Source organism: Devosia enhydra (assembly GCF_900119845.1).
GTDB lineage: Bacteria > Pseudomonadota > Alphaproteobacteria > Rhizobiales > Devosiaceae > FPKU01.
This window is the reverse complement of sequence record NZ_FPKU01000002.1, coordinates 913,616-927,699: the sequence shown is the minus strand read 5'-3', so window position 1 is coordinate 927,699 and position 14,084 is coordinate 913,616. Positions and strand designations below refer to the sequence as shown.

At 66.0% G+C, this 14,084-nt stretch carries 11 protein-coding genes; 5 read left to right on the top strand and 6 right to left on the bottom strand.

Going from position 1 to position 14,084, the window contains the following annotated elements; genetic code table 11:
* Positions 1-81: 81 nt before the first annotated feature.
* The 5 genes from BT183_RS13535 (at position 82) to BT183_RS13515 (ending at position 7,773) form a co-directional block, all read left to right on the top strand.
* Positions 82-1,047, top strand: coding sequence for an extracellular solute-binding protein (locus BT183_RS13535; RefSeq protein WP_072343973.1), 966 nt, complete (start codon positions 82-84; stop codon positions 1,045-1,047).
* Positions 1,048-1,118: 71 nt separating this feature from the next.
* Positions 1,119-2,126 carry a hypothetical protein gene (locus tag BT183_RS13530; RefSeq protein WP_072343970.1) on the top strand — a complete coding sequence of 336 codons (1,008 nt, stop codon included), beginning with the start codon at positions 1,119-1,121 and terminating at the stop codon, positions 2,124-2,126.
* The gene (locus BT183_RS13525; protein ID WP_072343968.1) at positions 2,123-3,268 is read left to right on the top strand and encodes an ABC transporter ATP-binding protein; all 1,146 of its coding nucleotides are present in this window, start codon (positions 2,123-2,125) and stop codon (positions 3,266-3,268) included. Before BT183_RS13530 ends, BT183_RS13525 begins: the two co-directional genes overlap by 4 nt.
* Positions 3,265-4,965, top strand: a complete 1,701-nt coding sequence (locus tag BT183_RS13520) for an ABC transporter permease (RefSeq protein ID WP_072343965.1) — start codon at positions 3,265-3,267, stop codon at positions 4,963-4,965. Before BT183_RS13525 ends, BT183_RS13520 begins: the two co-directional genes overlap by 4 nt.
* A gap of 135 nt (positions 4,966-5,100) precedes the next feature.
* Positions 5,101-7,773 (top strand): DUF2339 domain-containing protein, encoded by a 2,673-nt coding sequence (locus BT183_RS13515; RefSeq protein ID WP_072343962.1) that lies wholly within the window; start codon positions 5,101-5,103, stop codon positions 7,771-7,773.
* Between the two features lie 207 nt (positions 7,774-7,980).
* On the opposite strand, the gene BT183_RS13510 is transcribed toward BT183_RS13515, so the two are convergent.
* From BT183_RS13510 to BT183_RS13485, 6 genes are all read right to left on the bottom strand, one after another.
* A complete protein-coding gene (locus BT183_RS13510; protein WP_072344787.1) occupies positions 7,981-8,373 on the bottom strand; it encodes a YbaN family protein in 393 nt (130 codons plus the stop codon).
* Positions 8,374-8,452: 79 nt separating this feature from the next.
* Positions 8,453-9,301, bottom strand: coding sequence for an alpha/beta fold hydrolase (locus tag BT183_RS13505; protein WP_072343959.1), 849 nt, complete (start codon positions 9,299-9,301; stop codon positions 8,453-8,455).
* Positions 9,302-9,326: 25 nt separating this feature from the next.
* Complete coding sequence (locus BT183_RS13500) at positions 9,327-10,490, bottom strand: M24 family metallopeptidase (RefSeq protein ID WP_072343956.1); 1,164 nt, start codon at positions 10,488-10,490, stop codon at positions 9,327-9,329.
* A gap of 78 nt (positions 10,491-10,568) precedes the next feature.
* On the bottom strand, positions 10,569-11,480 hold the full coding sequence (locus BT183_RS13495) for an ABC transporter permease (protein ID WP_072344784.1): 912 nt from the start codon (positions 11,478-11,480) through the stop codon (positions 10,569-10,571).
* A gap of 11 nt (positions 11,481-11,491) precedes the next feature.
* Positions 11,492-12,454: an ABC transporter permease gene (locus BT183_RS13490; protein ID WP_072343953.1), complete on the bottom strand. Its 963-nt coding sequence runs from the start codon at positions 12,452-12,454 to the stop codon at positions 11,492-11,494.
* A 7-nt stretch (positions 12,455-12,461) separates the two neighbouring features.
* Positions 12,462-14,075, bottom strand: a complete 1,614-nt coding sequence (locus tag BT183_RS13485) for an ABC transporter substrate-binding protein (protein ID WP_072343950.1) — start codon at positions 14,073-14,075, stop codon at positions 12,462-12,464.
* Positions 14,076-14,084: the final 9 nt, after the last annotated feature.

Genomic DNA, 14,084 nt, shown 5'->3' with positions numbered 1-14,084 from the left:
CACATGCAACCGGTTGCCGGTTTGGGTTTGACGTTGGCGTCTGCCACGCCATAATCTCACCAAACTCAGGGAGGGACCCAGATGACGTTCAAACGCATTGCTTTCGCGCTCGCTGTCACCATCGCCACGGTTGGCGGCGCTCAGGCCCAGCAGGGGTCGCTGGTGCTGTATAATCCGGCCGGCGAAGTCGGCGAGCTGTTCTTCGATGCCTTCCAGGCCAAGTACCCGCAGATCGCCGTGTCGGTGATCAATGGCGGGGTGGGCGAAATCTTCACCCGCATCGCCGCCGAGCAGGCCAATCCCCAGGGCGACGTGGTGCTGTGCGCCTCGAGCGAAGCCTTCATGGCCAATCCGGGCCTCTTCGAAAGCTATGAGAGCACCGAAGCGGCAGCCTTCTCGGCCGATGTCATCGGCCCCGAGAACACCTATTACGGCTGCTCGATGCCGCTCCAGGCCTTCATCGTCAACACCAACCTTCTGGCCGAAGGCGACCGGCCGGCGAGCTGGGAAGACCTCGCCGATCCCAAGTACGACGACAAGATCGTCCTCGCCAATCCCTCGCTCTCGGGCTCTGCCTATGCCCAGCTAGCCCAGATCCTGCAGCTCTATGGCTGGGACGTGGCCGAAAAGATCATGGCCAATGCCCGCTTCGTCACCTCCTCGCAGAGCGTCTTCCAGGACGTGGCGCGCGGCGAGATCGAGATCGGGGTTACCGGCGAAGCCAATATCAAGCCGCTGATCGACGAGGGCTATCCGGTCGCCGCCGTCTACCCCAGCGACGGCACCGGCCTGCGCTACGATGCCTCCGCCATCATCAAGGGCGCGCCGAATCTCGAAAACGCCAAGATCTTCCTCGATTTCGCCAATTCGAAGGAAGCCCACGAGCTGGTCGCCAGCACCAACCGCCGGTCGGTGCGCACCGATGTCGCGGCTCCCGAGGGCCTTGCCCCCACCGCCGATATCAAGACCTTCCCCTATGATGCCGATCGCGCCGCAGCCGACCGCGACGCCAATATCGCGCAGTGGGAAAAGATCTTCGCGCAGTAAGCGAGGGTCCGTCTTTGGCAGGGGCGCTCCGCTCGCGCGGGGCGCCCCACCGCGTGGAAAGCAGTACAAGAGTGAACGCCTTCGAAGGGTTTACCGAGGCCAAGAATCCCGGCCTGCCCCAGACCAATGAAGACCAGATCGTCGTTGTCCCCGGCGCCGGCTTTGCCGTCATCGATGGGGCGACCGACATCACCGGCAAGCGGTTCGACGATCGCCTGGGCGCTGGTGCAACCGGTGGCCGGCTCGCCGCGATGGCGATTGCCGAAGCGTTCCGCGCCCTGTTCTCGGTGCCGGCGACGCTGCATGCGCCCGGCGATCTCGCCGCTGCCGCAACACGCGCCGTAGCCGCGCTTTACGACCGGCTGGGCCTTTCCGCGCTCACTGCAGCGAGCGGGGACCACCGCTTCCGTGCCGGCTTCGTTGCGGCCTATTCCGACGGAGAGACGCTGCGCCTCGTCAAGGTCGGCGATTGCGGCATCCGCATCGATGGCCGCGAAATTCTGTCTGCCGTCTTTCCCGGCGATGTGGTGCTTTCGGCCGCCCGCGCGCACGCCTTTGCTATCCTCAAGGATCGCGGCGCCGATGCCGCCACCGCCCGCACTGCCGCGCGCAGCCTCATCGTCAACGGGCTTGCTGCCCGCACCACGCCACCCGAAGGTCTTTCGGCGGCCGACATCGCCTATATCCGCGCCCTCGTGGGCAGCGATGCTGAGGCCTCGGCCGCCGTCCTCGGCGACCAGCACCGGCTGACAACGATCCTCGACGCCGGCCTTTCCGGCATCCGCCACGATCCGGCCGCCTACAATGCCCTCGTCATCGATGGGGTCGATGACGTCACCCCGGTCATCCGCAGCCTCGATGTGCCGCAGTCGGACTGGTCGCTGATCGAGCTGCATAGCGACGGCTATCCGGTTGCCCCGTCAGCCACGGGCATCGCCGCCTGGGAAGAAGCGCTCGCCGAGGCCGACCGGGTCGATCCCGAGCGGGTCGGGCCGCATCGCAGCACCAAGGGCCGCATCGGCGGCAATTTCGGCGACGATCGCTCCATCGTCGTGATCAGCAAGGGGAGAGGCCGATGAGCGCCCAAGACACCGCCACCGCGCCAGCATCGGCTGAGCGCCGCCGCCGCTTTTCCGTCGAGGGGCTGACCAAGGTCTTTTCCACCGAGGAAGGCCAGGTCCGCGCCGTCGACGATGTCAGCTTCACTATCGAAGGCGACACCTTCTTCACCATGCTCGGCCCTTCGGGCTGCGGCAAGACCACCACCCTGCGCATGATCGCCGGGCTCGAGACCATATCGGAGGGTCGCATCCTCTCCGATGGCGCCGATTTCAGCCGCATGAACGCTTTCGAGCGCAATATCGGCATGGTCTTCCAGTCCTACGCGCTCTTTCCGCACATGACGGTGTTCGAGAACGCAGCCTATGGCTTGCGCCTGCGCCGCGCCCCGCAGGCGACCGTCGATGCGTCGGTCAAGCGCATCCTCGCCATGCTCCAGCTCGACGGGCTGGCCCATCGCTATCCCGCCGATCTGTCAGGCGGCCAGCAGCAGCGCGTCTCCATCGCCCGCGCGCTGGTCTACGAGCCCGGCATGCTGCTGCTTGACGAGCCCTTGGCCAATCTCGATGCCAAGCTGCGCGTCGAGATGCGCGACGAAATCCGCCGCCTGCAAAAGGCGCTGGGCGTCATGGCACTCTATGTCACCCACGACCAGGAAGAGGCGATGGCGGTATCCGACACCATCGCGGTCTTCAGCAAGGGCCGGCTGATGCAGGTGGGCGCCCCCTTCGAGATCTATGCCCGCCCCGCTTCCCTCTTTGTCGCCGACTTCATCGGCAAGGCCAATTTCCTGCCCCTGCGGGGCGACGGGGCAAGCGCCGCCACCCGCTCGGGCGTCGCCTTTTCGGGCCTTGCCCGGCGCGCCGCCGGCTCCAACGAAGCCGACTGGTTCGGCCCGGAGGCGCAGGCCATGCTGATGGTGCGCCCCGAGCGCATGTCGCTCACCCCGAAAGCAGCAACCGGGGCCGGCACGCTTTCGGGCACCGTGCGGCGTATCCAGTTCCTCGGCACCTTCGTGCGCTATCTCATCGAAGCCCCCGATGCCGATCGCCCCGTGCTCATCGACCGGCCGGCCTTCGTGGATGGCGTGGTCGAGGGCTCGGCCGTCGATTTCGGCTTTGCTCCCGAGGATGCGGTGCTGTTCGAAAGGCCCGGCCGATGAGCGCGGTGGCGGGCGGCAACGCGCCGGTTCGGCGCCGTGGCCCTGATCTGCTGCCCTGGGTGGCGGGAGCCATCACGCTCATCGTGCTTGTCGGCTTTCTGGCCTATCCCATCCTCACCACCATGGCCAACAGCTTTGCCCCGCAGGGCGAAAGCTTCAACTGGTTCAATGGCACGCTCGCCAATTTCGAGCGCTTCTGGACCTCGGCGCTCTATCGATCGGCGCTGTGGAACACCATCGTCATTTCCGTGGCGGTCACGGTTCTCTCCACCCTCGTGGCGGTGCCGGCGGCCTATTTCGTGGCGCGGGTTGATATTCCCTTCAAGCCGCTGATCCTGTCGCTTTCGATCATCCCGTTGATCGCACCGCCCTTTATCGGTGCCTATAGCTGGGTCATCCTTCTGGGCCGCAACGGCATCGTCACCCATTATGTCAACCAGTGGCTGGGCCTGCCCATGCCGCCGGTCTATGGCTATTTCGGCGTCATCGTCGCGATGGTGCTCTCGAATTTCACCTATGTCTTCCTCTTCGTGCAAGGGGCGCTTTCGGCCTCCGATCCGCATCTTGAGGAAAGTGCGCGGGTGATGGGCGCCTCGCGCTGGCGCATCCTGCGCACCGTGGTGCTGCCGCTCGCCATCCCGCCGATGCTGGCCGGCGCCATGATCGTGCTCATCGAGGCGCTCGGCGAATTCGGCGTGCCGGCGGTGCTGGGGGGCGAGATGTATGTGCTCTCCACCCTCATGTATTTCCAGATCAACGGGTTCTTCAACCTCAACGGCGCCGCGGCCATCGCGCTCGTCAACGTCGCCATCACGCTCGTCGCCATCCTCTTCCTGCTGCGCATCAACAAGCGGCGGCGCTTCGTCACGCTGGGCTCCACCACGCGACGTGCCGCGCTGATCCGCACGCCGGGCATGAGGATAGCGGCCAATCTCTATGTCTGGGGCCTCCTGTTTCTCGCCATCCTGCCGCAGCTGGTCATCGTCTTTACATCCTTCTCAGAGCGGTGGCCGGGCACGCTGTGGCCGCTGCAATATGGCTGGTCCAACTATACCTATGTGTTCAATCGCGTCGTCGGGCCCATCCAGAACAGCCTCATCCTCGGGGCCATCGCCACGGTCGCCTGCGTCGTCTTCGGCACGCTCACCGGCTATGTCGCCGAGCGCAAGAGCTTTGCCGGCAAATGGGCGCTCGATCTCACCATCATGCTGCCCTTCATCCTGCCCGGCATCGTCACGGGCGTGGCGCTGCTCGTCACCTTCAATGCCGGCCCGATCGTCCTCACCGGCACGGCGGTGATCATCGTCATCGGCTATTTCGTGCGCCGCATGGCCTATATCTACCGCTCGGTGGTGGCCGCCGTGGCGCAGGTCGATCCGCGCATGGAGGAAGCCTCCACCGTCGCCGGCGCCACCTGGGGCGAGACCATGCGCAAGGTGACCATCCCGCTGATCGCGCCGGGCATCCTGGCGGGCGCCATCATTGTCTTCACCACGCTGATCTCGGAAATGAGCACCACGGTGATGCTCTATTCGGCCCGCTGGAAGACCATCTCCATCGCCATCTATGAGCGCCTCGAAACCCAGGAAATCTCCGCCGCCGCCGCCATCGGCACCATCACCATCGTCGTGACGCTGGTGCTCGTCTTCTCGGCCACCAAGATCATCGGCAAGTCGATGTCCGACCTCTTCCGGTAAATCCCTTGAGCAGAAAGGGCATCGCCTTGCTGCGGACTGTTCGGGGATTGTGAGGGTCGTGCCGATATGATCTGCTGATCCTGCGCGCCGGCTTGCTCCGTCGCGTCTCCTGCGCAGATGGAACCAGTAGCGGCGATGGATTTTCTTGGCTTTGTTCTGGCCGTCATCGCGCTTTTTATGCTCCGCCGGAAGCAGGGACAGATCGATGCCTTGCGGCAGCGGCTCACCCAGCTCGAATACCGCGTCTCCGACATCAGGGACGGTACCGCGCAGCAGGGCGGTGAGGCACCGGCTGACGCGGCCACGGCGACCTTCGAGCGAGAGGCAAATCCGGAATCACCGCCGGAGGGCGCCGAGGCTAGCCCGGCTCCCAAGCCACCGCCGGGCGATGCCTCGCTTCCCCCCGAGCCCGAGCCCGAACCCGCCCCTGCCTGGGGCCCCTGGGCCGAGGCGGCGCGTGGCGCTGCAAGCGATACCGGCACCGGCACGGCTCCCCGCCCCGCCCGTCCCCGCTTCGATATCGAGCGCGCCATGGGCGTGCAGCTGCCGGTCTGGGGTGGCGCCATCATGCTGCTCGTGGCGGGGTTCTTTCTTGCCCGCATGGCGGCCGATAACGGGTTCTTCACCCCCACGCTCGGCGTCCTCGCCTCCGCCCTGGGCGGTCTTGTCATGCTCGGGGGCGCCGCTCTCGTCTCGGCGCGGCAGATCGCCAATCACCGCCAGATCGGCGCTGCGCTCGCCTCGGCCGCTATCGGCACATTCTACGCCACCGCCTTCATGGCGAGCGCCGCCTTCGGGCTGACGTCTCTCTTTACCGGCTTCCTGCTTTCGGCCGCCACCGCTGCCATCGCGATGCCTATCGCACTGCGCTTCGGCCAGCCGGTACTGGGCATCGGACTGCTTGGCGGCTATCTCGCGCCCTTTTTCCTGCTGCAAGTCGCGCCCAGCCAGCTGCTGATCAATTGCTATCTCGCGGCCCTTCTCGCCTCGGCCACCCTCACAGCAGCGCGCAAGGGCTGGTGGCGCATGCTGGTGGCGGCGATCGTCGTGCACTTTGTCTGGCTGGCCGCCCTCACGCTGGCCAACAGCGTGCCGGGTGTGCGCGAAGCCTCGACGCTGGTTGCCCTCGTCGTCACCCCCGTCGCGCTCTTTGCGTTGTGGAACCGCACCGAAGTTTTGCGCACGGCCCATCCGCATCTGGGCTGGCTCGGCGCGGCGTTCTCGGCCGCCTGCCTTATTGGCGGGGCCTATCTCACCGATTTCGAGATGCCGCATCTTGTCGCCATCGCCGCCCTCTTTGTCGCAAGCGCCGCGATGATCCATCTCGATCGCACCCGCACGATCTACCCCAGTCTCGGTGCGCTGGCTGCGTGGCTGACGCTGCTGCTCGTCTGGCGTGATCCCGAGCCTCTCGCCCGGCTGGCGCTCCTCGCCGTCGCGCTGGCGAGCATCGGCCTGCCGCTGGCCCTGAAGCTCTGGGCCGGCCAGCAGGCCCGCCTCGCTGCCATCGGCCTCAGCCTTTTGGGCATGGGCAGTTTTGTCACCACCATGGTCGATCTCGATGGCTGGGGCGGCATGCGCGACCTCCCCATCCTCTGGGCCCTGCTGGCGCTCGGCGCCGCCGCGCTCTCGGTTCTGGCCCTGCGCCTCTTTGCCCCCCGCGCGCCCGAGGCCGAACAGCCCTTCATCCGCGCCATCTTCGCTGCGTCGGCCTCGGCCTATCTGTCGCTCGCCATCGTCGCCGTGGTCGATCCCAATTATTTCGCCCTCGCCGCAGCGCTCCAGGTGCTAGGGCTCGCCGTCGTCTTCCGCCGTTATGGCGTCGAAAGCCTCCTCACCCTCTCGGGCGTCTATTTCGGGCTTTATTTCGTGCTTCTGGGCATCTCGACAATCGGAGCCTGGATGCTGGTGGGGGCGCAGGGAATAGCCGATTACCTGCCCGCACTCTGGCCCGATGATGCCCCTGTGGTCACTCTCATCCTGCCCGCCCTCGCCTTTCTCGGCGCTGCAACCCTCGTGCCGCGCGCCAACGATCTCGCCAAAGCGCTGGATTTCGCGGGACTCATCCTGCTCGCCGCCGGCATCAGCCTCGTCATCCTGCCCGATAGGGCGAGCCTTGAGGCCATCGATACGCTGATCTGGACCTCGCTCTGGTCCAATCCCATCCTGCTACTGGGCCTCGGCGCCATCGTCTTCGGGCACAGGCTCCAGCGATCCGGGCTCGGAGCCGCGGGCCTCGTCACCGGCATTGGCATGCTGGCGCTCGTGCTCGTGGGCGCCGGCGTTCAGGCCTATGAACTCTGGCCGGTGTGGCGCGTGCCGGGCTGGCCGCTGCTCAATGTCACGCTGTCGGGCCTCGTTGTGCCGGGCATGATCGGGCTTCTCATCGCGCTGGCCCTGCGCGTCATGCCGCAGCACTGGCCCTTGCGCTGGGGCGCGGCGCTCGCCGGCGCCTTCCTGGTGGTGACGGGCGTGCTCGTCGATATCCGCGCCCTCTTCCACCCCGATCTGCTGCAGGGCGAGAGCGGCGCCTATGAGCAGCACGCCTATACCGCCGCGATGCTCGCCCTGGCTGCCACCGCGCTCATCCTCGGCGCCCGCTTCAACTCCCAGCCCTTGCGTTATGGCTCGCTCGCCATCCTGCTCGCGGCAGTAGCCAAGGTCTTTCTCTTTGATGCCAGCGGGCTTGAAGGGCTGTGGCGGGTCGGGTCGTTCGTCACCATGGGCGTCGCCCTGCTCGCCACCAGCTGGTTTTATGGCCGCTTCGTCTTTGCCGGCATGCGCCGGGCCCAGCCGGAGGCGAGCTAGGCCGTTTCACGTTTGGACCGATGCGCGGTGCTGCAGTCGTCACTCACCCTCCCCCTTTGCGGGGAGGGATCAAGGGTGGGGGACGGAGAGCCACCAGACACACCGTTAATTCATTGGCTCCCGCCACCCCACCCCGTCCAAGGGGAGGGAGGCCGACTGAGAGCTCAGTGCGTCCTAAGAGGGGATTCAACCACAAGGTGAAGCGCTCTAAGCCCTGGGATCGGGCCGCGTGAGCACATAAGCCGCGCAGGCGCCCAGCATCAGCCCCACCCCGAGCATCAGCCACGGGCCGGGCCGCGCACCGAGCAGGAACAGCACGAAGCCGAGCCCCATGCCGCTGACCGCGAGTATCTTGGAGCGGCGCGAGATCGCCTTCTCGTCGCGCCAGGCGATGATGGCGGCGCCGATGCGCCTGTCCTCGAGCAGCCGGCGTTCGAGCCGTGGCGAGGAGCGCGCAAAGCACCAGGCGGCGAGGATGAGGAAGATGGTGGTCGGCATCAGCGGCAGGAAGGCGCCGATGATACCGAGCCCGGTGAGCGCAAACCCGGCCAGCAGGTAAAGCGGCCGCATCAGCCGCGATCCGCCCGCCGCTGCGCCCATGTCGGGCGCGGTAGTCTTTTCGGCCTCTCCCTCTTCCGGTGTCGGCTTGGTCAAGGGAGTGGAAGCCTTGTCGTTTGTCTTAGCCCCGCTTCAACGCCCGGCGCAGGAAATCGCGCACCGTCGCCTGGAATTTCGGGGCTTCTTCGATCTGCGGAGAATGGCCCGACTTCTCGAAGATCACCAGTTCCGAATTTGGGATCAGCCGGTGGATGGTCTCGGAGGCCGAAACCGGCGTGATCCAGTCATACCGGCCCACGGTGATCAGCGTCGGGGCGGTGATGCCCGGCAGCTTGTCCTTGAGGTCGTAATTCTGCTGGTTCACCGCGAAGGCATAATTATGCGTCGCATAGTGATAGGGCGTGTTCTCGATGCGCGACTGGACCTTGTTCATGTCGAGGTCGTGGTCATAAAGCGGCAGGATATGCGCCCAGCCCGCCTTGAGGTCGGCATTGTCGCGCGTCTTGCCCGACATCATGCGCTCGAAGAGCTCCATGTCGACCTCGATGCGCGGCGAGGCCAGCGCATTGGCGCGCGAAAGCTCGCGATGCGCATTGTCGGCCGAGGTATCGCGCAGAACCATCGCGAGCACGCGGTCGGGGTAGCGGATGGCATATTCCATCGAGATGAAACCGCCATAGCTGCCGCCGGCCATGATGATCTTTTCGGCCCCGATCCACTCGCGGATCGCCTCGACATCGGCGGCCCATTGCTCATGGGTGAAGGGCTCGCGATCCTCCGAGGCGCCGCTGCCGCGCGCATCGAAGATCACCACGCGATACTCGTCCGAGAACGGCCCGAACGAGGCGCGGGGCTCGGCACTGCTTCCGAGGCCCGGCGCGCCATGGTGCACGATCATCACCGGGGCGTCTTTGTTGTCGGCGCCCAGCACTTCGATGTTGAGCCGTGCTCCGTTGATGGTCACGTCCATGGGTCTCTCCTCGTTTGTCTTGAGTTCAGGCGATGATGCAGTCGTCGAGCAGCCGCGGCCGCGTCGTCAGCCGCTCCGGCCCGGCCTCGGTGATCAGCACCGTGTCCGAGATGCGGTAGCCGCCATGGCCGGGGATATAGAGCCCGGGTTCGGACGACACGATCATATTGGGCAGAAGCGGGCTGTCGTCGCCATCGGCGATCCAGGGCGGCTCGTGCAGCCAGATGCCGATGCCGTGCCCCTGCCGGTGGCGCAGATATTGCGCCATGCCCGCCTCGCGGATCACGTCGAGGCAGATGCGGTTGGCCTCCGAACAGGGTCGCCCGGCGATGAGCGCGTCGGTGCCCACCGCCTGCGCCCGTGCCGCAACGTCGAAATAGCGCCGCTGCTCGGCGCTCGGCTCGCCCATCACGAAGGTGCGCTCGCTCTCGGCGAAGCGTCCGCCCACCGCGCAGCCGAGCGACAGGATGAAGGTCTCGCCCGGCTTCACCCGCTCGGCCGAAGGCAGGCCATGGGGAAAGGCGGCATTCTTGCCGGTATAGACCAGCCCGCCGGCCAGCATGCGGCCCACCACCACATCCTCATGCTCGGCATACATGGTGGAAATGCCGAACCGCGTCACGTGGCTGGCCAGTTCCGCCTCGCTGGGAAGCGGCGCGCCCGCCGCCATGGCGTCGCGAATGAGCTTGAGGCCGGCCTCCACCATCGCATCTGAAATACGCGCCGCCTCGCGATGCAGCACGATCTCCTCGGGGAACTTGATGAGCCGCGCCTCCTCGACGATCTCGGACATCACCCAATCGGCAGAAGGCGCGAAGCGCCGGAACTTCTCCACCCGCCCCGCCGGGGTCTCGGGCGAATAGGCGATCCGGCCGGTGGGGTTCACCTTGGACAAAAGGATCGAGAACGCATCCTCGATGCCTGGGAACTCGGGATAGACGACATAGTCGGCCACCGTGTTCTGCTTTTCGGCATGGTCGGCCTCGAGCGCCGGCACGAGCAGGATGCAGTCCTTCGCCGTCAGCCACACCGCCGCCGGCCGCTCATTGGGAAAATGGAAGAACCCCGTCAGATAGGCCACATGATGATGGTCATCGACTAGAAGCCCGTCGAAGCCCTGGGCCTCCATGCGGGTCCGCAGCCCATCCTGGATCCTGAGATAGGTCTCGCGCGAGAGGCGTTGCTTCATCTGGAAAAGTCTCCGTCTCGGTGGCAAGGGAAGGGCCGGCCGCTCGAGGCGACCCGGACCCGCCCTCAAGAACAGGCGTCAGTTTTCGCGTGTCTTGGGGTTGCGCGCGTCATTATAGGCGATCGACACCAGCGTCGCCGAAACCACGAGCAGCAATATGGCGATGGAGGGAAACAGCGTGCACCACCAGGCGATGGTGAGCGCGCCCGAGCGCTGCGCGTTGTAGAGGATCTTGCCCCACGACCAGCTTTCGGGATCCCCGAGCCCGAGGAACGACAGCCCGGCTTCCGACAGCACGGCGCGCGAGGCGGTCAGCACCACCGACACCACGATGATCGGGGCCACCGCGGGCAGGATGTGGCGCGTCATGATCCAGAAATGGCTGCCCCCGATGGTGCGGGCGGCATCCACATAGGGCAGCCGCGTCACCGAGAGCGCCTGCGAGCGCACGATGCGGGTGACTTCGGGCCAGGAAAAGAGCGCGATCACCACCACCAGCGTCGTTACCGAGGGGCCGATCAGCGCCGCCACGAGGATCATCAGCGGCAGGACCGGCAGGGCAAGCGACACATCGACGAGCGTCGAGACGATGCCGTCGAGCCTCTTGGCATAGGCGGCCAGCACCCCCAGCGCCACCCCGATCAGGATGGCGAGGAACGAGGCGGCGAACGCGATGATCATCGAGATGCGCGTGCCCCAGATCACCTGCGCGAGCACGTCGCGACCGAGATCGTCCGTGCCAAAGGGATGGGCGGCCGAAGGCGGCATCAGGATGTCGCGGCCATAGCCGCTGGGGAATTTTGCCAGAAGGGGCGCGGCGATCGCCACCACCGCCATCACGAGGATGATGGCGAGCGAGATCATGCCGAGCGGATTGCGGCTGAAGGCGCGCCAGGTGCGGCGGCCGGGGGTGAGGTCGGCCGGCGCCAGCAGCCCGCCGGCGGCGGGCGTCGTGCCGGCGGATGCGGCGACGGGGGCGGCTGGGGTCATGTTGGAAGCACTCATCCGGCACGCACCCGCGGATCGAGGAGGCCATAGGCCATGTCGGTGACGAGGTTGGCGATCACCACGGTTGCGGCGAGCAGCACGAAGGCGCCCTGCAGCACCGGGAAATCGAGCTGGCCGACGGCTTCGAAAATGGCGCGACCGACGCCCGGATAGGCATAGATGGTTTCGGTCAGGACCGCGCCGCCGACGAGAAAGCCGATCTGCAAGCCGATCAGCGTCGTGGTCGGCAGGAGCGCGTTACGCAGCGCATGCTTCCAGATCACCTTGCTTTCGGGCGTGCCCTTGGCGCGCGCCAGGTCGCAATATTCCTCGCCCAGCGCCTCGATGAGGGTGGCGCGCAGCGTCAGCACGTAACCCGCTAGCTGTGCCATCACCAGCGTCAGGCAGGGCAGCACCAGATGATGGGCGATCGAGGCGATGCGGGCAAAGCCGGTGAGGTCGGACTTGACCGCCCCGCCTATGGGGAACCAGCCGGCCAGCAGCCCCAGCGTATAGAGCAGGAAGATGCCGATCGAGGGCACGAAGAGCGACTGCCCGATGACGCCCGAGACCTGGACGATCTGATCGACCCAGCCCCGGGCGCGGGTTGCGGCGAGCACCCCGAGCGGGATGCCCAGAAGCACGGTGACGACGAGCGCCGTGCCGGTGAGAAGGAGCGTCCACGGGAGACGCTCCATCAGGATTTTGCTGACCGGCTGGCTCGAGAGAAACGAGATGCCGAGATTGCCCTGCACCAATTGTCCCAGATAGGCGAAGTACTGGGCCAGAAGCGGCCGGTCCAGGCCATACACCTCCAGCTGCCGCTGGCGGATTTCTTCCGTCATGCTGGGGCTTGCCACAGCCGACACGGGGTCGCCCGGCAGAAGCCGGACGAGGAAGAAGGTGACGGTCACGGCGAACCAGAAGGTCACCAGGCCGCGCAGCAGTCGCTGCAAGAAATAGCCGGTCAGATGCACGTCAGTCTCAGTTCTTACTCGTGACCGAGGCCAGCGACAGCGGGTTCACCAGCGAGAGCAGGTCCGAGGGCTGGATCACGAAATTCTCCCAGCGCTCGCTGTTATAGGCGAACTGGAAGGTCTGGTAGTAGAGCACGTTGTCGTAGACCTGGTCCTGGATCAGCTTTGCCGCCGCCTGCACCGGCACGCGGGCCGCTTCGGGGGAGGTCGCCGCCTGGGCTTCGTTGATATAGGCTTCGAGCTGCGGATCGGAGACCGAGGCGTAGTTGATGAAGGCGCCGGTGCGGAAGGCGAGGCCGAGATAGGCGGCCGGCTCTTCCATCACGGCCCAGGTGCCGGCATAGATGTCGAAATCCTTCTGCTCGCGGGCGCGGGCGAGATAGGTGTTGCGCTCGAGACCGACGAGCTCGATGCGGATGCCGGCCTGCGCCGAGCTGTCCTTGACGATCTGGGCCCAGTTGGCGATGTCGGCAGCGCTCTGCTCATAGAGCAGCGAGAGCGAGAGATTGTCGAAGAACCCGTCGCCATCGGCATCGGTATAGCCGGCTTCGGTCAGGAGCTGCTTGGAGAGCTCGGGATCGAAGGCATATTCCTTGGCTTCCGGATCGGCCCAGTAGCTCAAAACCGGCGAGATCACCGAGGAATTGGTCGATTCGGCCAGACCCTGCATGGCGATGCCGCGGATGGCGTCATAATCCACCGCATGGGCGAGGGCGCGACGCACCAGCACATTGTCGAGCGGGGCGCGCTGCAGGTTGTAGAGCATGTGCGCCCAGCCCAGCGAGGGGGCCTGCGCCACGGTGATGTTGGGCTGGCCCTGCAGCGTGCGGGCGATCGGGGCGGGCAGCGCGTTGGCGATGATGTCCAGGTCGCCGGCGCGCAGAGCGAGCGCCTGGGCATTGACGTCCGGGAACACGCGGAACTCGACTTCGTCGATATTGGCCCGGCCGGTTTCGACCAGCGGATAGTTCTCGACGGCCTTGAGCAGGTAGCGCTGGCCGCGCTCGACTTCGGTCAGAAGGAACGGGCCGGCCGAGACCCAGTTGCTGTCATTGGCGAAGGTGCCGACCGACCCGATTTCCGGGAAGGCGTGCTTGGGCACGATCGGCATCCAGAAGCCGAAATTGGTGAGGAACGTGCTGTCGGGACGGCTGAGCACGAATTCGACGCGCGTCGGCGAAACGGCGGTGGCGCTCACGAAGGAGGGGATGAGGCCGGCGGTAACGCCGATCTTCTCGGTGGTGACTGCGGTGATGGTGAAGACAATGTCGTCGGCCGTGAAGGGGGTGCCGTCGCTCCAGGTCATGTCGTCACGGATTTCCATCCACGCCGAAAGCCCATCCTCCGAATAGCCCCAGTCGAGCGCGACATACGGGTCCTTCGAGCCCGCAGGCGTCATCTGCATGAGCCGCGGATACATGAGGTTGGTGACCCACGTATCGGAGCGGGAATTGCCCACCAGCGGGTTGTAGTTGACGACATCGGCGGTGGTGCCGATGACGATGCGGGTGGCGGCGTCCTGCGCGCTCACGGCGCCGATGCCGGCCATACCGATGGCCATCACGACGCCGCCCATCAGGACGGCGCGACGGGTCAGGGCATTCGTAATCTTGCGGATCATCAGTGTCTC

Bases quoted from the DNA above. Each gene is read 5' to 3' on its own strand.
- BT183_RS13505 (WP_072343959.1), bottom strand. From the start codon at position 9,301: ATGGACGTGACCATCAACGGAGCACGGCTCAACATCGAAGTGCTGGGC.
- BT183_RS13535 (WP_072343973.1), top strand. From the start codon at position 82: ATGACGTTCAAACGCATTGCTTTCGCGCTCGCTGTCACCATCGCCACG.
- BT183_RS13520 (WP_072343965.1), top strand. From the start codon at position 3,265: ATGAGCGCGGTGGCGGGCGGCAACGCGCCGGTTCGGCGCCGTGGCCCT.
- BT183_RS13525 (WP_072343968.1), top strand. From the start codon at position 2,123: ATGAGCGCCCAAGACACCGCCACCGCGCCAGCATCGGCTGAGCGCCGC.
- BT183_RS13500 (WP_072343956.1), bottom strand. From the start codon at position 10,490: ATGAAGCAACGCCTCTCGCGCGAGACCTATCTCAGGATCCAGGATGGG.
- BT183_RS13515 (WP_072343962.1), top strand. From the start codon at position 5,101: ATGGATTTTCTTGGCTTTGTTCTGGCCGTCATCGCGCTTTTTATGCTC.
- BT183_RS13495 (WP_072344784.1), bottom strand. From the start codon at position 11,480: ATGACCCCAGCCGCCCCCGTCGCCGCATCCGCCGGCACGACGCCCGCC.
- BT183_RS13510 (WP_072344787.1), bottom strand. From the start codon at position 8,373: ATGGGCGCAGCGGCGGGCGGATCGCGGCTGATGCGGCCGCTTTACCTG.
- BT183_RS13485 (WP_072343950.1), bottom strand. From the start codon at position 14,075: ATGATCCGCAAGATTACGAATGCCCTGACCCGTCGCGCCGTCCTGATG.